Source organism: Methylobacter sp. BBA5.1 (assembly GCF_000746145.1).
GTDB lineage: Bacteria > Pseudomonadota > Gammaproteobacteria > Methylococcales > Methylomonadaceae > Methylobacter > Methylobacter marinus.
Window position 1 is genome coordinate 125,488 of record NZ_JQKS01000001.1, and the last position, 24,805, is coordinate 150,292.

26 protein-coding genes and 1 tRNA gene are annotated in these 24,805 nt (G+C 50.3%); 17 read left to right on the forward strand and 10 right to left on the reverse strand.

From position 1 onward, the window contains the following. Window positions 1-9 precede the first annotated feature (9 nt). The 8 genes from miaB to queA form a co-directional block, all read right to left on the reverse strand. Window positions 10-1,365, reverse strand: a complete 1,356-nt coding sequence (miaB, locus tag EK22_RS00520; RefSeq protein WP_036246997.1) for a tRNA (N6-isopentenyl adenosine(37)-C2)-methylthiotransferase MiaB — start codon at window positions 1,363-1,365, stop codon at window positions 10-12. A 197-nt stretch (window positions 1,366-1,562) separates the two neighbouring features. After that, the gene (glcF, locus tag EK22_RS00525) at window positions 1,563-2,786 is read right to left on the reverse strand and encodes a glycolate oxidase subunit GlcF (protein WP_020157123.1); all 1,224 of its coding nucleotides are present in this window, start codon (window positions 2,784-2,786) and stop codon (window positions 1,563-1,565) included. Beyond that, entirely contained in the window at window positions 2,787-3,848 is a 1,062-nt protein-coding gene (glcE, locus tag EK22_RS00530) for a glycolate oxidase subunit GlcE (RefSeq protein WP_036246999.1), read from the reverse strand. A 3-nt stretch (window positions 3,849-3,851) separates the two neighbouring features. Next, window positions 3,852-4,370 carry a CsiV family protein gene (locus EK22_RS00535; protein ID WP_036247004.1) on the reverse strand — a complete coding sequence of 173 codons (519 nt, stop codon included), beginning with the start codon at window positions 4,368-4,370 and terminating at the stop codon, window positions 3,852-3,854. Between the two features lie 140 nt (window positions 4,371-4,510). Next, window positions 4,511-4,729 (reverse strand): hypothetical protein, encoded by a 219-nt coding sequence (locus EK22_RS00540; RefSeq protein WP_036247006.1) that lies wholly within the window; start codon window positions 4,727-4,729, stop codon window positions 4,511-4,513. A gap of 6 nt (window positions 4,730-4,735) precedes the next feature. Then, the gene (locus tag EK22_RS00545; RefSeq protein WP_232216298.1) at window positions 4,736-4,960 is read right to left on the reverse strand and encodes a DUF2845 domain-containing protein; all 225 of its coding nucleotides are present in this window, start codon (window positions 4,958-4,960) and stop codon (window positions 4,736-4,738) included. 207 nt (window positions 4,961-5,167) lie between these two features. Continuing rightward, on the reverse strand, window positions 5,168-8,629 hold the full coding sequence (gene mfd / locus EK22_RS00550; RefSeq protein ID WP_036247008.1) for a transcription-repair coupling factor: 3,462 nt from the start codon (window positions 8,627-8,629) through the stop codon (window positions 5,168-5,170). A 129-nt stretch (window positions 8,630-8,758) separates the two neighbouring features. Next, the gene (gene queA, locus EK22_RS00555) at window positions 8,759-9,793 is read right to left on the reverse strand and encodes a tRNA preQ1(34) S-adenosylmethionine ribosyltransferase-isomerase QueA (protein ID WP_036247010.1); all 1,035 of its coding nucleotides are present in this window, start codon (window positions 9,791-9,793) and stop codon (window positions 8,759-8,761) included. A 94-nt stretch (window positions 9,794-9,887) separates the two neighbouring features. Here queA and EK22_RS00560 point away from each other — a divergent pair. The 12 genes from EK22_RS00560 (at window position 9,888) to EK22_RS25115 (ending at window position 17,549) form a co-directional block, all read left to right on the forward strand. After that, window positions 9,888-9,974, forward strand: a tRNA-Leu gene (locus EK22_RS00560). 176 nt (window positions 9,975-10,150) lie between these two features. Beyond that, window positions 10,151-11,395: a tyrosine-type recombinase/integrase gene (locus EK22_RS00565; RefSeq protein WP_036247012.1), complete on the forward strand. Its 1,245-nt coding sequence runs from the start codon at window positions 10,151-10,153 to the stop codon at window positions 11,393-11,395. 107 nt (window positions 11,396-11,502) lie between these two features. Further along, window positions 11,503-12,120 carry a hypothetical protein gene (locus EK22_RS00570; RefSeq protein ID WP_036247014.1) on the forward strand — a complete coding sequence of 206 codons (618 nt, stop codon included), beginning with the start codon at window positions 11,503-11,505 and terminating at the stop codon, window positions 12,118-12,120. Window positions 12,121-12,210: 90 nt separating this feature from the next. Then, on the forward strand, window positions 12,211-12,465 hold the full coding sequence (locus tag EK22_RS00575) for a helix-turn-helix transcriptional regulator (RefSeq protein WP_051961562.1): 255 nt from the start codon (window positions 12,211-12,213) through the stop codon (window positions 12,463-12,465). Continuing rightward, window positions 12,462-12,986, forward strand: a complete 525-nt coding sequence (locus EK22_RS00580) for a hypothetical protein (protein ID WP_036247015.1) — start codon at window positions 12,462-12,464, stop codon at window positions 12,984-12,986. The genes EK22_RS00575 and EK22_RS00580 overlap by 4 nt, the downstream gene beginning before the upstream one ends. After that, complete coding sequence (locus tag EK22_RS00585) at window positions 12,983-13,201, forward strand: hypothetical protein (protein ID WP_036247017.1); 219 nt, start codon at window positions 12,983-12,985, stop codon at window positions 13,199-13,201. Before EK22_RS00580 ends, EK22_RS00585 begins: the two co-directional genes overlap by 4 nt. Then, window positions 13,198-13,545, forward strand: a complete 348-nt coding sequence (locus EK22_RS00590; RefSeq protein WP_036247019.1) for a hypothetical protein — start codon at window positions 13,198-13,200, stop codon at window positions 13,543-13,545. Before EK22_RS00585 ends, EK22_RS00590 begins: the two co-directional genes overlap by 4 nt. After that, complete coding sequence (locus EK22_RS00595) at window positions 13,542-13,898, forward strand: hypothetical protein (RefSeq protein ID WP_036247021.1); 357 nt, start codon at window positions 13,542-13,544, stop codon at window positions 13,896-13,898. The genes EK22_RS00590 and EK22_RS00595 overlap by 4 nt, the downstream gene beginning before the upstream one ends. After that, window positions 13,895-14,182 carry a hypothetical protein gene (locus EK22_RS00600; protein WP_036247023.1) on the forward strand — a complete coding sequence of 96 codons (288 nt, stop codon included), beginning with the start codon at window positions 13,895-13,897 and terminating at the stop codon, window positions 14,180-14,182. Before EK22_RS00595 ends, EK22_RS00600 begins: the two co-directional genes overlap by 4 nt. Then, the gene (locus EK22_RS00605) at window positions 14,179-14,511 is read left to right on the forward strand and encodes a hypothetical protein (RefSeq protein ID WP_036247025.1); all 333 of its coding nucleotides are present in this window, start codon (window positions 14,179-14,181) and stop codon (window positions 14,509-14,511) included. Before EK22_RS00600 ends, EK22_RS00605 begins: the two co-directional genes overlap by 4 nt. 123 nt (window positions 14,512-14,634) lie before the next feature. Further along, window positions 14,635-15,570 (forward strand): toprim domain-containing protein, encoded by a 936-nt coding sequence (locus tag EK22_RS00610; protein ID WP_036247169.1) that lies wholly within the window; start codon window positions 14,635-14,637, stop codon window positions 15,568-15,570. Beyond that, a complete protein-coding gene (locus tag EK22_RS25115) occupies window positions 15,567-17,549 on the forward strand; it encodes a cell wall-binding protein (RefSeq protein WP_036247027.1) in 1,983 nt (660 codons plus the stop codon). Before EK22_RS00610 ends, EK22_RS25115 begins: the two co-directional genes overlap by 4 nt. Before the next feature lie 426 nt (window positions 17,550-17,975). On the opposite strand, the gene EK22_RS24595 is transcribed toward EK22_RS25115, so the two are convergent. After that, complete coding sequence (locus EK22_RS24595) at window positions 17,976-18,137, reverse strand: hypothetical protein (RefSeq protein WP_161786361.1); 162 nt, start codon at window positions 18,135-18,137, stop codon at window positions 17,976-17,978. A gap of 155 nt (window positions 18,138-18,292) precedes the next feature. On the opposite strand from EK22_RS24595, the gene EK22_RS00625 reads away from it, so the two are divergent. The 5 genes from EK22_RS00625 (at window position 18,293) to EK22_RS24600 (ending at window position 21,208) form a co-directional block, all read left to right on the forward strand. Continuing rightward, window positions 18,293-18,646, forward strand: coding sequence for a hypothetical protein (locus tag EK22_RS00625; RefSeq protein ID WP_036247031.1), 354 nt, complete (start codon window positions 18,293-18,295; stop codon window positions 18,644-18,646). Window positions 18,647-18,729: 83 nt separating this feature from the next. Next, window positions 18,730-19,098 (forward strand): hypothetical protein, encoded by a 369-nt coding sequence (locus EK22_RS00630; protein WP_036247033.1) that lies wholly within the window; start codon window positions 18,730-18,732, stop codon window positions 19,096-19,098. After that, the gene (locus EK22_RS00635) at window positions 19,095-19,574 is read left to right on the forward strand and encodes a hypothetical protein (RefSeq protein ID WP_036247035.1); all 480 of its coding nucleotides are present in this window, start codon (window positions 19,095-19,097) and stop codon (window positions 19,572-19,574) included. The genes EK22_RS00630 and EK22_RS00635 overlap by 4 nt, the downstream gene beginning before the upstream one ends. Beyond that, the gene (locus EK22_RS00640; RefSeq protein WP_036247038.1) at window positions 19,574-20,155 is read left to right on the forward strand and encodes a hypothetical protein; all 582 of its coding nucleotides are present in this window, start codon (window positions 19,574-19,576) and stop codon (window positions 20,153-20,155) included. The genes EK22_RS00635 and EK22_RS00640 overlap by 1 nt, the downstream gene beginning before the upstream one ends. A gap of 768 nt (window positions 20,156-20,923) precedes the next feature. Beyond that, window positions 20,924-21,208: a Mor transcription activator family protein gene (locus EK22_RS24600; RefSeq protein WP_161786362.1), complete on the forward strand. Its 285-nt coding sequence runs from the start codon at window positions 20,924-20,926 to the stop codon at window positions 21,206-21,208. 637 nt (window positions 21,209-21,845) lie between these two features. On the opposite strand, the gene EK22_RS22950 is transcribed toward EK22_RS24600, so the two are convergent. Further along, window positions 21,846-24,428 (reverse strand): EAL domain-containing protein, encoded by a 2,583-nt coding sequence (locus tag EK22_RS22950; protein WP_051961564.1) that lies wholly within the window; start codon window positions 24,426-24,428, stop codon window positions 21,846-21,848. Window positions 24,429-24,805 lie beyond the last annotated feature (377 nt).

Sequence of the window (24,805 nt, forward strand, 5' to 3'; positions counted from 1 at the left end):
AGTCAACGATCAATTGTGTTGAATAATTTTGTCGACAGAAGTATCCACAATACGACCTCGCAAAGAATTAGCTAACGCTTCGGTGATCAATACGTCGACAAACTGTCCGGTCAGCCTTGGGTGCGCTATGAAATTGACGACACGGTTGTTTTCGGTTCTGCCCTGCATCTGCAGCGGGTTCTTTCTGGATTGGCCTTCGACCAAAACAGTCTGAACGGTATTGACCATGCTTTCTGAAATCGCGGCCGCCATCTCGTTGATTCGTTGCTGGAGACGGTCAAGACGCTGTTTTTTGACTTCCTCGGGCACATCATCGGGCATATCGGCCGCAGGTGTCCCGGGGCGTTGACTGTAAATAAAACTGTAAGACAGGTCGAAACCGATTTCTTCGATAAGCGACATGGTTTCTTCAAATTCAGCATCGGATTCGCCTGGAAAACCGACGATAAAATCCGAAGACAGATAAATATTCGGTCTTACTTCGCGCAATTTGCGAATTTTTTCAATATAGTCGGCGCGCGCATGGCCACGCTTCATCAGTTTCAAAATGTGATCGCTGCCGCTTTGCACCGGCAGATGCAAATGGTCAACGAGCTGCGGGATTTCACCAAACGCTTCAATCAGGCTGTCGGTGAATTCAACCGGATGGGACGTGGTAAACCGAATGCGGTCTATGCCATCCACGGCCGCGACATAATGCAGCAACAAGGCGAAATCGGCGATATCGCCATCGTCCATCTCGCCGCGATAGGCATTGACATTCTGCCCTAGCAGATTGATTTCACGCACGCCCTGCGCCGCCAACGCGGTGACCTCTGCGATCACATCATCCAGCGGCCGGCTGATTTCTTCTCCGCGCGTATAAGGAACGACGCAGAACGTACAATACTTACTGCAGCCTTCCATGACCGAAACAAACGCTTTCGGGCCTTCGGCCCGGGGCTCCGGCAGGGCATCGAACTTTTCGATTTCGGGGAATGACACATCGACCACACGTTCCTGTTTCGTGCGGGCCTGATCGAGCAATTGCGGCAAGCGATGCAAGGTTTGCGGACCGAACACGATGTCGACATAAGGCGCGCGTTTCTGGATCGCCGCCCCTTCCTGGCTGGCCACGCAACCGCCGACGCCAATGATGACATCGGGACGCTGATCTTTGATTTTGCGCCATTTGCCTAATGCCGAGAAGACTTTTTCCTGCGCTTTTTCGCGTATTGAACAGGTATTGAGCAACAGGACATCGGCCTGTTTCGGATCATCAATCAGTTCAAGACCATGTGAAGCTTTGAGTACATCCCGCATTTTATCGGAATCATACTCATTCATTTGACAACCATTGGTCTGAATATAAAGTTTTTGTGTCATATAGTGTATTAGTCAATCACCCGTAAATAAAAAGCCCGGAACCGACCTGGCTTTATTGCGATGAAACAGCGACTTACGCGCCTGATAATAATAAAAAAGCCCTTGAATATTAACAAGAGCTTAACGAAAAGCTGCCATTATAACCTGAATAACCTGCAAACAAACAGTTCGTACCATAGCCAATTACCACGCTCGCTTCAATTATTTTCTAAGACTGTTTCGCAAAGCAACAATTCAATCCAATGCAAGACCTTTTTGGAACTGGCCGATTGCAGATGATTTAAACAGCCTATATTGGCTGTTGCAATAACATCGGGCTCATTCGCCTGTAGCGCCTGTAACTTGTTGTTCACTAACTGCCGGGACAAGGCCGGCTCCAGTATCGAATAAACACCCGCCGAGCCGCAGCAAAGATGCGCATCGGCAACCGCCGTCAGCTGGTAGCCGACTTGTTCGAGTATCACTTCCACAACCCCGGTTATTTTCAGCCCATGCTGTAGCGTGCATGGCGACTGAAAAGCAACCTTTCGGCCATCCCCCCTAAACACGGACAGGTCTTCCGACACTAACACGATACTGACATCCTTGGCCAGCGCCGAGAATCGAGCGGCTTTTTCAGCATAATTGCAATCATGCCTCAATAACTCGCCATAGTCTTTCATCATGACGCCGCAACCGCTTGCCGTCATGACAACGGCTTCGGCGCCCTGCTCAATATAAGGCCAGCAGGCATCGATGTTTCCGCGCGCAAACGCCAACGCTTTTTCATGATCGGACAAGTGATAATCCAGGGCGCCGCAACAACCGCCCGCCTTGACCGGAATTAACGAAATACCCAGTTTATCCAAAACCCTGGCCGTTGCCGCATCGATCGACGGCGCCAGAGCCTGCTGCACACAGCCCGGCAATATCAGCATTTTCCGGTCATGGACCGGTTCAGGCCAGATAACAGCCTTTGCGCTAGCCGGGATTTTATTTTTTAATGCTTGCGGTAAAACCGGCTTGACCAACCGGGCGCCCTGCAGCAAGGCGGCAAAGCGGTTCTGATAAGGCAAAACCGTTTTGATCAATCCCCTCAGCATTTTTTGCCCGACTGCGCGTCCCACCCGTTCATCCAGCATGACCCGCCCCAGATCGAGCAGGCGTCCGTAACGAACCCCCGAAGGACAGGTCGTCTCACAGGCTCGACAGCTCAGGCAACGATCCAGACGCTGCTGCGTGACGCGCGTGGCAGGTCCGCCTTCCAGTAGCTGTTTCAATAAATAAATGCGTCCGCGCGGGCCGTCAAGCTCGTCGCCTAACACTTGATAGGTCGGGCATGTCGCATTGCAGAACCCGCAATGCACGCAGGCTCGCAGGATACTCTCCAATTCCTCGTGCTCGGGCTTGCTCTTAACGAATTCGGCCAGATTAGTCTGCATCTACCAGTCCCGGTACAGTCTGTTCGGGTTGAAGATGCCGGCTGGATCGAACGCCCGCTTTATATTCCGGTTGAGCTGTTGCAGCGTGCCGGTCAATGGCTGAAAGACATCGCCGCTGCGGTCCTTGCCTTTGAATAAATCCGCATGCCCCTGTGCCTTTTCCGCCGCCGCAAAAATACGTTGCGCCGGTTCGTCCGATTTCAACCAGCGCAAGCCGCCGCACCAGTCGTAAAACCAAGTGCCGGCCAAATCCAGCTGCGCTGTGGCGGGAGGCACGACGATACGCCATAAATTCATGTCCTCTTGAAAGAAATCCAGATGCTGCTCATTTAACTTCCGCCAAAACGAGCGGTCGGCTATTGCCGCATCGCCGCCTATTTTATCGGCGGAGACTTTGACGGCTTTTTCCGAGCCGGATAATCTGACATACAAGATACGGCCGTTGTAACTTAAGCCCGAAACCGGCAGCGATCGCGAAGCCAGCGCCGCCATTTTACTGATCGCATCGGATGGCTCCAGTTCGAAACAGCTCGTCAATTCAAGTATGGGCAATGGCAACACTTTCAAAGACACTTCCAACAGCACTCCCAGCGTGCCCATGGCGCCGGCCATCAGGCGCGCCACATCGTAACCGGCCACATTTTTTATGACCTCGCCGCCGAACGATACGATTTCCGCCTTGCCGTTAATGAGTTTGCAACCCAGGACAAAATCCCGCGCAGACCCGGTAAACGGGCGCCTTGGACCGGACAGCCCGCACGCGATCGTACCACCCAATGTTGCCGTGTCGGCAAAATAAGGCGGCTCAAATGCCAGCATCTGGCCACATTCAGCCAGGGTTTGTTCCATAGCCGATAATAGCGTGCCGGCGCGGGCCGTAATGATCAGTTCCGAGGGATGGTAATTGACGATGCCTTGATGCGCACAGGTGCTTAGCGTAACCCCGTCCGATTCCCTGCCGAGAAAAGCCTTGCTGTTGCCGCCGGTGATGTTCACGGGTGTCTTGGTGTCAACGGCATGCCGAACGGCTTGCTGTAGAATGGCTTCGGTCGTCTCCTGCATGGTCTATAGCGGACTTACCTTTGCAACAACGCCGAATTTGGGATGATCGAAATAATGAACCTCATTGAATTTAATGCGCCGGCTTTCATTTAACCGGTAAACAAGCGCCTCGTTAAAATCCTGCCTCTGCGCATATTCCAGATCGACAATCAACTGCAGCGTCTGACCGCGCTGGATGCGCACAAAACCGTTCAATGTTCCCTCCGGATTCTGAATATGGACAGGCCGGCTCAGCGCCCCCTCTGCAACGGTCTGAAGCCAGGCAACGTGCATAATCGCTCGATAAGCCGGATCTTTTGATAAAACCGCATAAGCATCGGCAAGCGCCAACGTATCGGCTTTGTTATAAGCTGACAGATCAGTCAGACCGGCCGGCCATTGAATTTGACTCTCGGTTTGCTCAAACACCTCGGTATTGGACATATTTTGCGAAAAAATCATCAGCTCAATCCGATAGTCATTGCCTTCCGACAAAACCCGGCCGCTGAATAAAATCAACAGCATCACCAAGCCATAAGCCATTAGGCTCCTTATCATTCCAACTTGCAATCGCGGCATTTGTTCAGCTTACCCCGTCAATGTTTCAACCAGTCGAAGATAGTAAACCTATCGGCGGCTTACATCCAGTCAGTCGATAAAGAAGCGTAACATCCATTTAATCTTTATTCTCCGTCCGCGGTCACCGATTCGACCACTCTTCGGGTGCCTCTGCCGATCGACTTGGCGGCATCGCGCGTGCCGTGGCCAATTTCCGTGGTGACATTGCGCGTGGTATGACCTATGGTTCTGCCGGCCTCTTTAACCTCGGCACAGGCTGATAACTGCAGACAGCATGACAGGGCGATGGCTATTTTCGACAAATTGACAACGGGGACGATCATTTATTTTCAGTAACCACGCTCAAGATCATTTATTTCTTTTAATATGCCGTTTTCAAACAACAAGCGCTGCTTAAGCCGTCTCGGCCCGAAATTGTAAATCCACTCATGTATGATAATTTGTTCATATTCTTCAATTTCGAGTGCGCCGCGAGGATGCCGCAAGCGTTCCCCGGTATACCCTATTCGTTCATCCTTGAATTCGGGCTCGCCGCATTTTTGCAGAACCTCCATTTCATGATCGCCGATCTGGACAAGCCTGTTCCCGCACCTGAAAGCTGCATCGGCCGTGCCTACGCCGGCGACGAAGAGAAAACCCAACAGCAGCAATATTTTTTTCATCCTGTTTGACCATTAAATTGATATGAGCGCTAATCTTAGCCTGACCGCTGAAAACGACGTGAATAATACCAGTCAGGATAACCGACTATCGCCCAAACTTTACCCGATCGTCAACCGTTGCAGTAGCGCCGCGATAAATTCCAGCTTCTCTTGGGTTGTGGCGAACGCTTTCACAAACCTTAATTTATCCGCGCCGTCGAACTTGTAAATCTGGGCCTCGGTTTGTATCAAGGTGATCAGCTGGTCGGTATTGATAGCTGGCTCAGCACCGAAAACAAGACGACCGCCGGCGGCGCTGGCCTCGATCTTCCTGATGCCCAGTTTTTCGGCCTGCTGTTTTAACCCGGTAACACTGAACAGGGTTTTTACCGGTTCCGGCAAAAGACCGAACCGGTCTATCATTTCCACCTGCAGTTCACGCAGATCATCCTGCGTCTCGGCACTGGCTATGCGCTTATACAACACCAGCCGGGCATGAATATCGGGCAGATAATCCTCCGGTATCAACGCCGGCGTCTGCAGATCGACTTCCGGCCCCACATCCATTGGCGCCTCGAGCTCCGGCTGCTTGCCCGATTTCAGCGCATTGACCGCGCGTTCCAGCAACTCGGTATACAGCGTAAAGCCGATTTCCTGAATTTGACCGCTTTGATCGTCCCCGAGCAATTCACCGGCGCCGCGAATTTCCAGATCGTGTGAAGACAGCATGAAACCGGCACCTAAATCGCCCGATGCCTCAACCGCTTCCAACCGTTTCACGGCATCCTTGCTCAGCAAGGTTTTAGGCGGCACGATCAAATAGGCATAAGCGCGATGATGAGAACGCCCTACGCGGCCGCGCAACTGGTGCAGCTGCGCCAGGCCCAGTTTGTCGGCCCTGTTGATAATCATGGTATTGGCGCTGGGAATGTCGATGCCGCTTTCGATAATCGTGCTGCACACCAGGAGATTGAAACGTTGATGATAAAAATCCAGCATGATGCGCTCCAGCTCGCGCTCAGGCATTTGGCCGTGTGCGGTTTCAATGCGCGCTTCCGGCACCAGCCTGCCGAGTTCCAGTGCCATTTTCTCCATCGACTTGACGTCGTTATGCAGAAAGAAAACCTGACCGCCGCGCTTGATCTCACGCAGACAAGCCTCCCTGATCTGCGAATCCATCCATTCGCTGATAAAAGTCTTGATGGCATGCCGGTTCGGCGGCGGACTGGCGATAATGGAAATATCGCGCAGGCCGGACATGGCCATATTCAAGGTACGCGGAATCGGCGTCGCGGTCAGTGTCAGCATGTCCAGTTCGTTGCGCAATTTCTTGAAATGCTCTTTCTGACGCACGCCGAAACGGTGTTCCTCGTCGATTACGACCAGGCCCAGCGCCTTGTATTTGATCTCGTTCGATAGCAGTTTATGCGTGCCGATCACGATGTCGACCTTGCCTTGCTCCAGAGCCTCCGCGATCTCTTTCTGCAGCTTGGGCGTCACAAACCGCGACATGACTTCCACGCGTACCGGCCAATCGGCGAAACGGTCGCGGAAATTCTGATAATGCTGCTGCGCCAGCAGGGTCGTCGGCACCAGCACCGCCACCTGTTTGCCGCTTTGCACGGCGATAAACGCCGCGCGCATCGAGACTTCGGTCTTACCGAAACCGACATCGCCGCAAATAACACGGTCCATGGGCTGCGGGCTGGCCATATCGTCCAGGATGGCTTCGATGGCGGTTTGCTGGTCCGGCGTTTCTTCAAACGGGAAAGCATCGGCAAAAGCCTGATATTCAGCATTGTCGACATCGAACGCATGGCCCTGCTTGATGGCCCGCTTGGCATGAATTTCCAGCAGTTCGGCCGCGACATCGCGGATGCGCTCGATAGCCTTTTTCTTGGCTTTGCTCCATTGATCGCCGCCCAACTTGTGCAATGGCGCGTTTTCCGGGCTCATGCCCGTATAACGGCCGATCACGTTCAGCGACGACACCGGCACATACAGCTTGTCGTTATTGGCGTATTCCAGAGTCAGAAATTCGGCCGTTATGCCGCCGATCTGCAAGGTCTGCAGACCCAGATAGCGGCCGATGCCGTGTTCCTGATGCACGACTGGCGAACCTATCGTCAATTCGTTCAGGTTATTGACGATATTTTCCAGCTCGCGGGCCGCCGATTTGCGCCGCCGGCGTCGCTGTTGTGCTTTTTCGCCCGACAACAGGCTTTCGGTAATCACGGCTATGGGCGGCCTCTCCAGCCGCAAGCCCTGATCCATGGGCGCAACCACAATGCATGGCGATGTCTCGCTGCCCAGGAAGCCCTGCCAACTGTCCACCTGCCTGACCTTGATGCCATATTGCCGCAGCTTTTCGATCAAACCTTCGCGGCGGCCAGCCGATTCGGCCACAAACAGTATCCTGCCGGCAAACTCGCACATAAACTGCTGGAGAGCCTGTGCCGGCTCTTTCAGTTTCGCGTCTATCGTCAGATCCGGCAGCGCATGGCAGTCGAAATCGATGCGGCTGCCTTCAATAACCGCCCCTTGGCCTTCAATGGTAATGCGGGCGAACGCCGCCGTTCTTTGCGCCAGTTCCTGGGCCGATAAAAACAATAGCTCAGGCGCCAGCAATGGCCGCTCGACATCGTATTTTCGTTGCTGAAAACGCTCTTCGGCTTCGGCAAAAAAAGCCTGCGACAAATCAGCAAAAGCGGCGGGCACGACGACAGTCGCCGAGCCAGGCAGGTAATCGAACAATGTGGCAGTCTGTTCGACAAACAACGGCAGATAATATTCGATGCCTCCCGGCGTAATGCCTTTGCTGACATCGAGGTACAAGTGATTTTTAGGCGAAGCCTGGGGAAAATAATCCCTGAAAGCCTGCCGGAAATGTTTGATCGACTCATCGGTCAACGGAAACTCGCGCGCCGGGAACAGTTCGATCTGATCTATTTTGTCCAGTGATCGCTGGGTTTCAGGATCAAAGGTGCGGATCGATTCAATATCCTCGTCAAATAATTCGATCCGGAACGGCACCTTGCTGCCCATCGGAAACAAATCGACTATTGAACCGCGCACGGCAAACTCGGCATGCTGATAAACCTGCGGCACGCATTGATAACCGACGCTTTCGAGCTTGATTCTGTTCAGTTCCAGATTGAAAGTATCGCCGACCTTGACGACGAAGCTGTGCGCCAGGACATGCTCGCGCGGCGCCAGCCGGTGCATTAAAGTGGTTACCGATACGATCAGCGCGCCGCGTTTGACCTGCGGCAACAGCGCCAGGGTTTTCAGCCGTTCCGAGATAATTTCCGGCAACGGCGAAAACACATCGTAAGGCAGCGTCTCCCAATCGGGAAAATGCAGAATGGGATGTTCATCCTGTAAAAAAAACGCTAGCTCATGCTCCAGACGCAAGGCTGTCTGATTATCCGGCGTAACGACAACGAACAGGCGGTTTTCATTTTTAATGGCGGAAGCCAGGGCCAGCGCGTCGCCGCAACCGGCCAAACCGGACCAGACCATGGATGGATTATCTTTTTGCGGAACAACGGGTGAGAAAATCAAGTCGGGATCGTTAGCCATTATTTAATGAGCAGTTAATATAAAACGCATTATATAACAATTACTTAGTAATAATCACAAAATAAATCCGCAGGTGCGAATGAATTCGACCTGCATAGGAGAGTCATCTGTCCACTTGAGGAAGATTATTTAATGCGTGTTCCTTAATGTTCCCAAGAACATCGCATCCCCATAACTGAAAAACCGGTAAGACTGATCGATGGCATGCCGATAAGCATTCATAACAGACTCATACCCGGCAAAAGCGGACACCAGCATCAACAAGGTCGATTCCGGCAGATGAAAATTGGTCAGCATCGCATCGACGGACCTGAATTGATACCCCGGGGTAATAAACAGGTCAGTATCGCCAAAACCGGGTTCAAGACAGCCGCTTTTAGAAGCCGATTCCAGCGCCCTGACCGCCGTCGTGCCGACGGCAATGACCCGACCGCCTCGCTCCCGGGCCTGGCGCACCGCTTCGACAGTACCTGATGCCACGGAGAAAAACTCTTTGTGCATCAAATGCTCGGACAAGTCCTCGACCCTGACCGGCTGAAACGTACCGCTACCGACATGCAAGGTCACAAAAGCCGTCCGCACGCCTTTGGCGTTGATCCTGTCCATCATCGCCTGATCAAAATGCAGGCCGGCCGTCGGCGCCGCAACCGCCCCCGCCTCTCTGGCGAAAACCGTCTGATAACGGGTCAGATCGGATTCGTCATCGGCGCGCGTGATATAAGGCGGCAATGGCATATGGCCAATTTGCTCCAATAACGCGAGCAAATTCGCATCGGCAAACTCCAGTTGAAACAAATCGTTTTCCCGGCCCAGCACAATGCAGCAATGACCGTGATCCAATTCGATCACCGCGCCGGCTTTCGGTGCTTTGCTGGCGCGGACATGGGCAATGGCGTTATGGGCATCGAGAATGCGCTCGATGAGAATCTCGACTTTGCCGCCGGTCTGCTTCCTGCCAAACAGCCGAGCCGGGATAACCTTGGTGTCATTAAAAACCAGCAGATCGCGCTCATCGATCAAATCGATAAAATCGGTAAATTGCCTGTCGTCTATCCGGCCCGTATCCCTGTCTATGCATAACAGACGGCTGGCGCTGCGATCCGGCAAGGGCTTCTGGGCGATCAGATGATCGGGTAAATGGTAGTTAAAGTCGCTTTTCTTCATGGCGCGCGATGTTATCAGTTTTAAGCTGGCGAATATACTTTAAAAAAATAAACTGGACATGATTGGGAAAGTGTAAATATAATATGCGCTCTTTGCCGGGGTGGCGAAACTGGTAGACGCGTTGGATTCAAAATCCAATTGGGGTGACTCAGTGTCGGTTCGATTCCGACCCTCGGTACCATTTTTAGGTTCCGTGCAGTGCAAAGAACCACAAGAAACCCGCAAGCCGTAAGGCTTAGCGGGTTTTTTATTGCCTGTTATTGTCCAATGAAGTTCAGAAAGATTCATTGAAATACAGGGGGTACAGGGGGTATAAATAGGGGTACATCAAATACCCCCAAGCGGAGATACCCCCAAATGCCCCTATCAGATGTAACTTGCAAAAACGCTAAGCCTCAAGAAAAGCCCTACAAGATTGCCGATGAAAAAGGCATGTTCTTATTGGTCAATCCCAACGGTTCAAAATACTTTCGCCTTAAGTACCGTTTTGCCGGCAAGGAAAAAACTTTAGCCTTGGGGGTATATCCCGAAACCAGCCTGAAACAAGCGCGAGAAAAACGGGACGCAGCGCGAAAACAGGTTATGGACGGCATAGACCCCGGGCAAGCCCGAAAGCAGGAAAAGACCCAAAAAGCGGCGGCCATTGATCGCAAAAAACGCCTTGATGCCGGGTTACCCATCATCAACAGTTTCGAGCATGTAGCGCGTGACTGGCTGGCATCAGTCGCTCACACCGTCAGAGACATTACCCACCAGAAGAAAATCCGGCGCTTTGAACTGCACACCTTCCCTTCTCTTGGCGCATTACCCGTAAAAGAGATTAAATCGCCTGAAATCTATAGCGCCATAAAGCCACTGATCGCTAAAAACGAACTGGAAACAGCGCATCGAGTACATAGCGATATAAGCGCCGTATTCAGCTATGCCATTGCCCATGGATTTACTGATTATGACCCGGCGCAAGCAGTAGCCGCACAAATACCGCCACAAAAGGCAAAACACCGAGCCGCATTGACCGAGCCTAAAGACGTGGCGCAATTGCTCAGGGATATATACAACTATCATGGAACCTTTGTGGTTCAATGCGCGTTTAGGTTGTCGCCATTGGTATTCCAGCGGCCAGGCGAGATAAGACAAATGGAATGGAAAGATGTTGATTTAGGCGCCAAAGAGTGGCGCTACTTTGTGACCAAAACCGAAATTCTTCATATTGTCCCGCTATCCAAACAGGCCGTTTCCATACTAGAGGAAATTAAACCGCTTACCGGATCGGGACGCTATGTATTCCCTTCCAGCCGAGGCGATGGCCGCCCAATGTCGGACGGTACGATCAGAAACGCCCTTAAAACGCTGGGCTATGACAGCAATATGATGACCGCCCACGGATTCAGAACCACGGCCAGCACTCTGCTGAATGAACAAGGTTGGTCTCCAGATGCTATTGAGCGGCAGCTGTGCCACATGCCAAAAGACGCCGTAAGGGCCGCCTACAACCGGGCGCAATATTTGGATGAAAGGCGGAGGATGATGCAAGCCTGGGCGGATTACCTGGACAGCCTGAAGGCCGGCGCTGATGTTATTCCGATTGGCAAACGCGCATAAGCTGTTAAAATTGAATTTAACCGGATAGCCCGACGGGGCGATAAGTAGGAGTCATTACCCTATTTCCGGTTAATCCCTTCGTAATGGCAGCGCGTTAATGGTGCGTAATGAGTAGTGAACAAGATTATATTCTTGAGATTGAATTGCTATCTGAAAGATTAGAGGCAGTTTATTCAGAATGGGAAGAAAACCAACCAAAAATTAAACCTGGCTATGCTGATGCTAATTCACTTATAAATTTAACTATGGCGCTGGCATTCTGCACCGATCCAGAAATGCAAAAAGATATCGAGAAAAAACTCGAATCATTAAGACCTAAGGAAGATGTCATTGATTTATCCTTTAGCCCAAGAGAATTGATATCAATTTTACAAGGGTTACATCATCTAAGAATGTATCTACATGCAAAGCAATATCTCAAGGAAAGCGTGGGAAAAAATATATCACACTCAAAACGATGGTCAAACGTAGCTGAGATAATGCTTATCAAAGAACCAGGCGAAGAACCAAGGTTACATGATGACGATGCGTTTATCTATTATTGGGCCACTATCAAGTCAGGCCTTGCTCCAAGAAAAGCATCAGAAGAAGTATTTAAAAAATTCAAATTTCCCAGCCAAGAAGCTTGCGATCAGTGGTTAAAACGACAGGTAAACAAGCGAAAAAAAGAAAGTCCTGTTTATGCCAATATACCGGCACCTAGCACAAGCCCACGGCTAAAGTAAAGAGGACATTTAACCGGGTTATCTGTCCTTAGAATAATCACACTACATTGCATAAGCTGATCTCGTCATTCAATAAACGAGATTAGACAAATGCACAAACTATCTACAGAACCAGAAAAGCAAGCAGAACAGGCACTGGCTGCCCTGGCATATCTTCGTATTTGGCATATCATCGGTTGCAAGAAGCGCGGCATCGAAGGATTGCTACCAATCGGACGATCTACGTTTTTAGCCAAAGTCCGAAGCGGAGAATATCCGCAGCCGGTTAAGTTGGGCGAAAAAACCAGCGCCTGGCGTAAGTCCGATATTATCGAACTCCTCAAAAGTTTTGGCGGTGCCGCATGATCGCTGCCGACCGCCCAGACGACACCACCAAACCAAGCCGGATTAATCGACGCAGAAAGAAGCGCTGGAAGAAAACCGGCTTGACGAATTATCGCCAGGCGTCTATGCTTATTTCGCTTTCGCAAAAAACGAAAGCCGGGATTGGCGTCCTGAATCTCTGGCATAAGCCGCGCCCTGCGGTTTTTTTATGCGCAAAATCTCAGTCCTCATTATGTCGGGGCTGGGTGGGCAGTCGCAAGACTGGCCGGTTCCAGAGACCGGTACGCCAACCTGCTCAGCCTCGGCTCCATAATTGGCGTTACGGAGTCGGGTTTAAAAACCTTTCTCTGGAGTCAATCATGATTCAATCAAATCCTAAGGCCCAACCGCGCCTAACATCCCTTTTTGAAATAGTCGTAAAAAGCCCAATTCACTGCGTAGTTTGCCGTGATCTCACATTTGGCCAAGCATCGGCCTTGGTTCCTTTAATTCAAAATTCTGTCGTGAAATTTCAGTGCATGACCATGGAGGGCGAGCAATGAACGCCTCTGTCAATAACAACCAAGAGACCACCCGGCAGCACATCCAATTACTTGAACGGCGATATCGGGCGGTAAAAGGCTCTTTTGAAATGCTGACCGTCTTTGAGCAGCCCAACCTGAAAAGCGCCCAAGCCATGATAGAAGACGCCCAGGCCCTACTTGATGCAGCAACGAAACTGCATATGGCCTTGGCAGTGACGGAGGGCGAGCAATGAGCTTTCAAATTACCCCACCCCGCAGGCGGTCACTCGAAGACATTCTGAACAAACAGGAACGGGAGCTAGGCATCAAGCCTTTACCGCTTGAGCCTGAATTATTGCTGGAGCGCATCACCCAAGGCGGCCGCGCGGGCCAATTCCTGGCCGAGGCCTTTCTGAGCGCCTACCGGACCGACCGGCCTTTTCAACATAGCCTGGGCGAGCTGACCCGCCTCGATGCCGAAGCCTTCCGGCTCTTCCATGAGGTCCTTCATATCCGCCACGTTCCGGGCTGGAGCGATGACGCGCTTTATCAGATCGAGCAGCAAATCAAAATAATAATAGCCGAGGCAAAATCATGAAAACGACAGCATCAAACGCTCAAGCCGAGCAAATCAATAAGCCAAACGTCAATTTCAATCATCGGGCAAATGTCAGCCAAGACGGCGAATTTTGCAACTTGCACGATATGGCCAATGCAGCTTTGCAACGCGCCGGCGCATTGGCCGACCTGCTCGAAACCGCTTGCGAGATAACCGACCCGGCCAGTTTTGACCCCGATACCCTTTGGCGATCCGCCCAGGCAATCCGCTTTGAAATCATGGACGCCCAGTCTTTGCTCAGTGCTTACATTATCGCCGAGAAAGCCAAATCAGAATGCGCCGTTGCTGATATTCAAACTAAACGCGCCCCTATCGCTGTAGGTGCAGTATGAGTCTTGTAATACCGCAAGCTGATTATGAAGCGCTTTTAACTCCCGGTCCCTTTGATGTTGTCTGTTTTACGGTTACCGTTAATCAAGGGAATATCTGTAATGTACCCTTATCGCCTTTGCTTGGAACGGTTGAGCAGGCACAGGTGATGCTGGCCAAAATCAAAAAGACCAGGCACGACGCCAAAATATCAAAATATACTTTTTTCTATACCAATGCAGATGATTCGAACCGTCGAGAACTATTGGACCAAATAGAGCCGGCTTGCCTGGAGGCATCCGTATGAGCACGCCAAGAGTAAACGCTGACAGCATCGCCGCCAAGCAGACTAAAACCCAATCATTGCAAGCTCCCAAGTTGATGCCGGACTTCCGGCACCGCCTGCCGCCTGGCGGAGATAATGCCACCCCATGGGATTTATCTGATGGCGTTTCCACACAGGCCAATCAGGCCATCAGTATTTTGACAATGCTCAATGCCCATTTCATTGAGGACACCAGCTGCCGGCCGTCCGATGATTCCATTTATTGGGCAATCGATTCAGCCATAAAACTAATCATGGACATGGATTCACTTGTAGACGCCTATCGCAAGGCCGTCAGTCCGGAGCAATAAAAAACCCCGTACCCAATGACTTGGGCCGGGGTTCTTCCGATCTATAAACAGATACTAGCCAAAACGCACGGCTATTGTACCTGTTTAGCGCGATGGATGCACCCCGGCAAGGAGAGCAAATATATGACTTTTGAAAATCAATTTAAAGACTTGGAAACCGCCGCGCGCGATGCGTGCACCGCTGCGGGGGTTGACTATAAAGATGTACCCACCGATGGCCGGTTTCATTCGGCCAATTTAACAGACGATCATAGAGGCCGTGGCGATGGCCGAATTAAAATATTTCCAGATCGCCAGGGCGGCATCGTTTGGAATCACAAAACAGGCGAGCAGAAAGCCTTTTTTATTGACCACAAAGGCGGCATAGCCATTAACGCTGAAGAGCGTGAGCGGATCAAAGCCGAACAGGAACGCCGCCATCAGGAACAACGCTGTCGGCACAATAAAACCGCCCAACGGGCTTTTGACATTTGGCAGGCCGCCAAAGTGGTGCCGCTGGAACATCCCTATGTACTGAAGAAGCGCATTAATCCCTATGGCGCCCGCGCTGCCGACTGGCGCCGGACTATCAAAGGCCTGGACGGCAAGCCTCAAAAACTCATCATTGAGAATGCGCTGCTGATCCCGTTGTATAACGAGCAAGGTAAACTGCGCAACCTTCAAGCCATCTTCCCTATGGAACCGCCAGAACTCGGTCGCGGCAAAGACTTTCTGCCAGGCGGGGAACTGACCGGAATGTTCTGGTGGATCGGTGAAAAAAGCGATCCTGTTTGTATTGCCGAAGGCTTCGCAACGGCGGCGACACTGCACCAGGAAACCGGCCATCGGGTGTATATCGCCTTCACCGCCAACAACCTGTTAGCGGTCGGGCGCATAGTCAGAAAGCACTTACCCGACGTGAAAATCATCTTCTGTGCCGATAACGACCTGAATACCAATAATAACCCCGGATTGACCAAAGCCAATGAAGCCGCCGCCGCTATCGGCGGCTTTGTCGCGTTTCCGCCTATCGCCGGCGATTTTAATGATTACTATATTCAAACACAGGGGCCTCGATGACAAAAAAAACGGACAAGCCGGTTTTAGAGATCGTCAAAAACTCGGTCAAACCGAAATCCTCACCTAAATCGAAGTCATCAAAAACAGGTGGCGGCAGCGGTTCCGGCAAAACAATAACTCAGCGCTTTGGTGATTATGCAGTTATTTCAGGCGCTTTCCACCAAATCAAAGCGGTTAATTCCGGTCCAACCGATACAGCAACCTATGAAGTCTACATTCCGCTTTGTGATTTTGTTTGCCAGATTAAGGAGGAAGTGACACAAGATGATGGCTTACAGGATAAAGCCATATTAGTGATCGAAGGCCGGCGCAATGATGGCTTAATGCTGCCGGCCGTTGAAGTACCGGTTAACAAGTTTTACTCGACCCAGGGCAATTGGGTTAATGAACATTATGGAACCTTGGCCTTCGTTTATCCGGGCACTGCTAAACGGGACAACTTACGCGCCGCGATCCATTTATATTCAAAAATGAACGGGGATGTTCCACGCCGGCACCTGTTCCGCTATACGGGTTGGAAGCAAATTAATGACCAATGGCATTATTTAACCGGCTCCGGAGCTATTGCCAAGGATGGATTGAAAACGGATGTCCAAGTCGACTTAGGGGCCGGTCATATGGGGCGTTATGCTTTGCCGGTGCCCTTTGATACCAAGCAAATTAATACGGCTTGCTCTTCAATTCTACATTTGCTGACCATCTGTCCAGGCAAGCCACATATCGGCGCGGCATTGCTGGCCGCTGTTGCACGGGCACCTTTGGGTGAATGCCACCCCACCGACTTTGCTTTATTTATTCATGGGGTCACAGGTGCGAAAAAATCAGCCGTGACCGCTATACCGCTGGCGTTTTTCGGCGACTTCAATGCGCGCCGTTTTCCGGCCAACTTCAGCGATACGGACAACGATATTGAGACTAAAGCATTTCAGGTGAAAGACGGCTGTTTCGTTATCGACGACTTTAAACCATCCGTTAATTTGTCGGAAGCATCGAAAATTCACGCAAAAGCGGAAAGGTTGATTCGTAACACGGGCAACCAGGCCGGTAGAGGGCGCCGCGATTCCGATATGCAGGCAAAAGCCGCGCCTTATAACCGCTCCATGACTTTTATAACGGGCGAGGATTTACCCAAGGGCCAAAGCTTGCTAGGCCGGCTGTTGATCCTGGAGCTCACCCGCGCCGACGTTGATACGGACATATTAACCAAGCTTCAGCACGCAGCGGAAACAGGCCAGTTGATGGGGATTATGGCCGCCTATCTGCAATGGCTGGCACCGCGCCTGGATGATCTTAAAAAACAATTCCCGCAGTCTATCGCCAGCTTACGCAATGCCGCCATTCGGGATGGTTTTGCTTCATCTCACCCCCGCGCCCCCGAAATATACGCCAATTTGGTAGCTGGGGCCGAACTGTTAATGGATTTCCTGACCGATAGCCGCGCGCTCATCAGCGAACAGGGCAACGCTATCTTGTCCGATATTGAGCGGCATTTACAAGGCGCTTTCACTGAGCAAGGGGATTATCAGCATGAGCAGGACGAAACCGAACGGTTCCTGGACCTGTTGCGAGCCTCATTCGCCAGCGGTAACGCCCATATTGCTTGCCGATTGAACCAGGGGCCGCCGCGCTCTCGTCCTCATGCTTGGGGCTGGCGTTCTGACACCGTCGATATGGCCGGCGATAAGATTCACAAACCGGCCGGCGACTGTATCGGTTGGTACTGTGATAGTGATAACCGCCGCGAAGTCTGGCTGGAGCAGAACGCCGCCTTTGCCGTGGCGCAACAATTGGCCAGGACTCAAGGAGACGCGTTTCTGCTATCACCGGCCAGTCTTTGGCGGCGCATGGGTGAAAAGGGAGTGGTTCTAGCAACCGAGCCCAGGGAAAACGGAACGCCGAGATTGGCAGTTAAGCGGATCATTGGCGGCAGAAGTAGGCGTGTGATGGTCCTTTCCGCCGATTTGATCGAGTCTGGATAAAGAATTGTAGAGGGGGGGTATATATATTTTTGGGGGAATTGGGGGAAATATAGCTCTATCCCTTATATATCAAGGCTTACAAGCTCCCCCACTTAAAAAAATATTGGGGGAGATTCCCCCGAAATTGGGGGAGCAAACGAACGCAGCCATAAGCCAAAATTGGCCAGGATTTTTATTGATTCGTTAAAAAACCGGCCTATTTGGGGGAGATTTTCAAGCGATTGGGGGAGATTTCCCCCAGTTTTTTAACACATGGGGGAGCGCCAAAGCCGCGCCACATATGGCATAGAAGGCAATCTCCCCCAATTCCCCCACTTCTGGAGGGTAGAGGGGGGGTAAATAATTTTTTTAAGCAATTTAATCCGGGCAATAAATATGAGAAAAATATCGATATTCGACGTTAACCCAAAGCAATCATCCAGGCCGTTACAAACCGGCAGCAATAGCACGGTCTATTTCAAGAATGTCTGCTATGGATGCCGCAAGCCCTTCAATCGCCGCAAAGGTCGAGAGCGTTCTGTTCCGGTTATATTCGCCGGCGGCGTGCAAGGGGCTTTCCTTTGCGCAAAATGCGGCATCAAGTTTCAAAGTGATTCAAGAATGGTGGCTTTGGGTCCTTCTGGAGAAAGACTCAGTACGGGTAAAAGGAGCCCCGGTTTTTCGCTAATGCCTGGCGAGTTGTAAGGGGGTTTAGTGTTTTCAACTTTAACTATTTTCACGACTCAATCAACCAAAAATACAAAATGACACCTAAAGAACGATTCCAAGTCAAATTATCCCTGGAGCTTCAAAAGGCATTGCCGCCTGATTTGGCGCAATCCGTTTTAGTTGAGTTAAACCTTGCCAATCAGCGATCAGGAAAGCGCAGCCTAGCTTATCAGGACGCGCTAAACAGACGGAACGAATGCATCATCGAGGCGTTCAACGCCCTACCCGGAAAACCATGGACGCGATGTTTTGAATTAGTTAACAGGATTGTTTCCGGTCAACTTGGTGACGACCAGGCCGGGCAGCAGCTAAAACTTGCTGAACAAATTGGCGCAAAAATGCCGACAACGATACGGACAATGTCGAAAATTTTAAGCCTTTCCAAATAGGAAAAATTGACGGGGCGCATTTCCTATTTTTACCAAAAACATCATGCAACAATGATCTCAACTTTTTAAACGGAGAAGTTCAAATGTTGCAACCCCATACCGAAGAACAGCTTCAGGCAGAAGCGCTTGAAGGTGAAAAAATCAGGGCGGCGTTTCAGGCGGATATAAATGCCCGTTGCGCCAAATCATCGACCCAACAAAGTGCCATCCCCCCATTAATGGCCGCGTTCCCGGCATTGAAAGGCAACTGCAAGTTCATTGACCTGGCGTCAACATACGCTTCAAGAAGTGACCTGAAAAAAAAATACAGCGCCAAGCAAATAACGGCCTATGCCGCCGCTGAGGTACTGATGCCGCTTCTTGATGCCAGACCGAGGGATTTTCACGGGATTTTTTCATTGTGCTGCCTACATGCCAAAACCCACATGCCCGAGAAGGAGGCAAACCTATGAAATTCAATCAAGAAAAATGGGAGCGACTCCAGCGTCAAAAAGAATTGCTGCATGTGGAATGCACGCGATTAAGTGACGAATGGCGTGACGCCAAAGAGCAAGCGGGAAAAACAGAGGGGCGTTTTGTTTCGAATTACGACAGAACCCGGAATGCGCTTCCGGTCATTACCCAGGATAAAAAGTTGTCATGCCACGACTTAAAAAAACGGATGGCCGACATAAAGAACAACTGGCCCGCTGTTTGCGCTGAATTCGGTTTCCGTGAGGACTCCACCGCGCAGCGGCCCTTACTGGAGCTTTATGGCGAAATGCTCGCCGCAAAACAGCTCTACGAACGCCGGGAGCAGCTATCTGAGACACGGCAAGCCTTTGGTGCATCATGGGAGCAGCTCCAGGAGTTCGCTAAACATCATGTAAAGATAGGCGATCCCGTCGCTTATCCCGCCCAAGACAACTTGACCAGTGGAGATAATTAATGATCGATGCAGAAAAACTAAAAACCGCTCTCAACAAGTCAGCAAAGGAGGCGCATAAACAGCTCGAGGCCGTTCATGAGCAAATTGCGCATATCGACGATGAAATCTATTGGCTGGAAAATGCGCCGGTGCCGTTAAGTGATGCCCTGAAAAACATCGATCATTTTGTTAACGAAAAATCAGACCTGGCAGGTATTAACCATTTTTTCTATCAGCGAGAGTCTGCCGGCCTGGGGACCTTCGATGCAACTGTTGATTTAGGTCACGGCAACGTATTAATCACGCTAGAAACAGGGCGGGTTATCGGATCGGGTAGAGTCGATTTATCGGAGGTTTTGTGTGCTTTGTTCCCCGAACAGATTAAGCGCCAACTGTCAGACATGGCAACAGCCGCCGCCGACGGTATCGAATCAGGCCCACCGATGGACGAACGAGACGGCCTAAAAGCCGAACTCATTAAGAGACGGCACCAGTTGGAAATCGACGAGGAGAAAATCATCAGCACCGCCGAGGAATTGGGGCTGAATGGTTTTTACCGTCGCGCTGACTGCAATCCTGAAATCGTCTTGATGATGCCGTAATGGACAGTAGATGCATTAATTAAAGCTTTTGTGTGCGCGTTTTCCGGTTTCCGCGTGAGTTGAAAAAACCGGATCATTGACCGTGTTTCCCTGTTTTCGCGGCCTGTTAAAAAAACAGGGCCTTTTAAAAATTTCATCGGCCGTAATAGAGACGTTACCGAGAAATGAGGTGCCGAGCCCACCAAGAGGCATAATAGGCTCACAGATAACCCGGAGGAATCCGGGTTTTTTGTGCCTTATGCATCCGTGTTTAGTAACTTTTAAAGTCACTGACTACATGAAAAAAGGGGTCATATTTACCCGCATGTGCCATTGTTGGGAAGGACCCACAAAACCGGCGCTTCTTTCGCTTACTAAACGCGTTACTAAACATGCGAACTAAACACCGAGCTACCATAAACAACATCTATTCGGGGCGCGGGGTGGGTTAGAGTAATTAACCAATGCTTTCAAAAGCTTATACATAAGCGTGTACTTTATTATTGTGCGATTTTGCACTGGCATAAGCATTGGTTGCCACAGATACAGGCTAGTGATGACATCAACGGTATAGTTACTAAACGACCTATACACAACAGGATGGGCAGGGGATGGTTACAAATAGTAGAGCTAAAAATGAAAATAGAGACCAGGCTGAAGGCCGTAACCGAGCCCACCAAGAGGCATAAGAGGCTCACAGAGAACCCGGAGAAATCCGGGTTTTTTGTGCCTAACACCATGCTAAAATTAAGCTGTAGTCCCAATTTCCTAAAAACTTGTCATGCACAAATGAGCGACCAAATAGATCAAATTGCAGCCGATATTGAAACCATCGCCGTCAAGTTCGGCCTATCCGAGCAGCTAGCCAGCGATCTGTCCAGCGCCGTGATAGAGCGGATCAGGTCGAACTTGGGCGGCGAGACCTACTATATCCCCAAGGTTGATAAGCAGCGCAGGAACAATCTCATTAGAAGTCGTTTCAATGGCGTCAATCATGCTGACATATGCTCCGCGTTCAATATCAGCAAGAGCACGCTTTACCGCATTTTAGCCAGGAACATGAAGCCGCGGTAAAGCCGACCGATAAAATAAAGGCCGGTTTTTATACCGGTTTTTTATGCCTTACGGAAAATTAACCACGTGGTGATGTGTCGCAAATGGTAAACAATAAATTCACTAGCATGATTTCATGCCAATGTGATTATTTAGTATAAAAAACATGGCTTTATATTATGGCATGATTATTGATATACGTATTGTTTCCAAAATGCACCACATGACCACGCGGACACCAGCAAACCATCCGGTGAAATCTAACCTATTCTGTTGACCATCTGTCTTTTGGCGTCGGCCTGCTGGAGATCGATGCCAAGCTGAAGGCCGGCATCTGGTGATGACCTTGATATGATAGATGCCTGGCACTGCTCGATAGATCATTCTTTGCTGAGTATTAGCATTAGCCTGAATAAAAAGCAGGGGTAGCGTTAATTGTACGGGGGTATAAACGGGGGTATATTGAAAAAGTAAAATATAAAACACTTAATTTACAATGACTAATATTTATATTAGAGACCGACCCTCGTACCAAATTCAGGTTCTGAGCAGTGCAAAGAATCATAAACCCGCTAAGTCGTAAGATTTAGCGGGTTTTTTATTGCCTGGCGAAATGAAGTAACTCTAAGCCTGTAAAAAAGTTACAAGAATGCATTACTTAGCCAGGCGCATTTGACTTTCTGTCGACCAGCCTCCGCTCATTACATGATGCTATAAGCCGCTCAAACTCTTCAAGCGGCAGTGGCTTACCGAATAGATACCCCTGGAATACCGTGCAGCCGTTTTCCTTTAAAAACCGCAACTGTTCTTCGGTCTCAACGCCTTCCGCAATAACATTCATTTGCAGCGTCTGCCCCATGCGGATAATCGTCTTCACGATAGCCGCATCGTTGGCATCGACAGTAATATCTCGCACAAACGACTGGTCTATTTTCAACTGACTGAGCGGCAGGCGCTTCAGATAGTTCAATGAGGAATGACCGGTCCCGAAATCATCCATCGAGAACTGTACGCCAATCGATTTAAGCTGAGTCATCTTGGCAACCGTATCGTCCACGTCATGAATCAACAGGCCTTCCGTCATCTCTAATTTGAGCTTTTCGGAAGCAATCGCTGAGCGGGCGATAACGGCCTTGATGGTTTCAACAAAATCCGGCCGCCCGAATTGTCGAGCGCTGACATTGATGGACAGGGAAAGCGAGCGCATCGCGGGATTGCTTTCCCAAGCCTTGATCTGCGCGCACCCGGTTTCCAGCACCCATTGCCCGATAGCCACGATAAGCTCGGATTCCTCGGCAACATTAATAAAGTCGGGCGTGTAAATAAAGCCTTGTATCGGATGCTTCCAGCGAATCAGCGCTTCCGCGCCGATGGGCTGCCGGTTATGATCCACCTGAACCTGATAATAAAGTCTGAACTCGTGTTCCCGCAGGGCGGTACGCATCCAGGATTCAAGCGTGGCATGCTCTTCCAATGCCTTTTGCATGGCGGGTTCGAAAAAACACAGGATATTGCGGCCATTGCTTTTAGCCCTATACATAGCCGTATCCGATCGGCGAAGCAGATCTTCCGGTGTCTCATTACCATCAATAAACAGTGAAATACCAATACAGGAGGAACCGATATATTCCTGTTCGGCCAGTTGGTACGGACTGTTAAGCGCCTCAAGTATTCTTTCCGCGGTTTTTCCGGCTTTCATGGCGGCTTGTTCGTGATTTTGGCCCAGATCCTCGAGCAACACCACAAACTCGTCGCCGCCAAGCCGTGCCACTGAATCCGATGCACGAACGCAGGAGCGCAGACGGTTGCCGACCTCGATCAATAATCGGTCGCCGACGGTGTGGCCTCGGGTGGCGTTTATCTGCTTGAAATTATCGAGATCGATAAACAGGATGGCGCCATAAATTTTATTGCGCTGCCGCGATGCCAATGATTGACTGATACGATCGATCATCATGCTTCTGTTCGGCAGCTGAGTGAGTGAATCATAATAAGCCAATCGGTGGATTTCTTCCTCCGTCGCCTTACGCCGGGTGATATCGGTAATGGTCCCTACATAACCCAGTATCTCGTCCGTCTCATTTTTGATAGCCGCCGTCTGGCCATAAACCCAGGCTATTTCTCCATTCGGTTTTTTAAACCGGTATTCCAGCGAAAACGGGCGCGCCTGCGAAACCGCTGTATTCCACTGTTGCTCAACCCTCAATCGGTCAGCCGGATAAATGCCTTGCTTCCAGCCGCTATCAAGCGCCTGATTGACAGGCAAGCCGGCGATCTTGCTCCAGTTCGCATTAGCATAAATATAATTGCCTTCCTTGTCGCTACGAAAAATGCCGACCGGATTTACGCTGGCCAGCGTTTTATAAAAAAGTTCTCGTTCATGTTGGCTGGCAAGTGTGGCAGCAAGTTTTTTATAAGGATAGTGAACACCGACAACGAAAATCGCACGGTAAACGATCAGATAGCCTATGGATTTATAAATATGCCCCATCACATTCATCAAATCGCTGGCGTTCTGATACAAAGTAAAAAAAATGCCGCTAAGAGCCAGCACCCAGCAAGCCGCTGCAAGCCATCCGAATGAAGCCTGGGTATCTTCTTTTGATCGCTGCCAGAATTTCCAGGCCGCTACCAGATATAAAAAGGCTAGCCCATATTCCATCCGAATTTTAAAAGCGGTCAACCCTGCATTCGGAACAAAGGTGCGGGGCATAAGATCTTGATGATATAAACCAATATAGGCTATACCGGCCGAAACCAACAGATTGAGCAATAAGGATTTTTCCGCATACCCGGCGCTCGCCTGCTGCCGGGAAAAAGCAAACACCAATAAACCGAGGATGGATATAATGCGCGCATATAGCCAAAAACCGATGGCTTTTTCAACCGAAGCGGGTGTTACGAGAGGCGGCATTCCTTCATAAGACAAAGTGTGCAACATGTCGATGACGGCAACCGATAAAAACACGCCGCCGATAGCAGGCAGTTTCCCTGCCATGGGTTCTTTGCGAATATTCCAGCAAAGGCTGAACACCATGACTGAAATAGCAATCGAGATGAATTCCAGAATTGTGTGCAAAGGAATATAGGAAGCCGGCTGATCGAATAGTTTAGCGGCCGGCATGGTCACGACAACCGCGGCAAAGATCAGCGTCAGCGCGGCACTGGATAAGCAAGGTTCCCTACTTTCGGATTGCGCAACAAGACTAAAGTATTTGGGGAGCTGGTTTCCTTTGATCATTTTCCGTATCAGATATCTATGCCATAGATGGTGACCAGCCATTTCCATAATCACGCCATCGGCATATTAATCAAATGCTGGCAGAACATTTTTACCTTAGTCAATTAGCTTCCGTCAATTTTGTCGGGCGTATCAGTATATAGTGTTTGCACGGCAAATTTCGATTATTTACAATGCCATGCAGCGACATTTTCGGCAATTATTCACCATACCGCTCATAGAAATATAAACAATTCAGTAAGGTGGATAAATGATTCAAATCTAATGCCACAGGCATGAATTTTTTCCCGGATAACGGATCAAGTATCAGTATAAATATCAGATACCCGGCATCTGAAGTGTAGTTTAAAATCACTGATACCGCACAAGCATGGCTT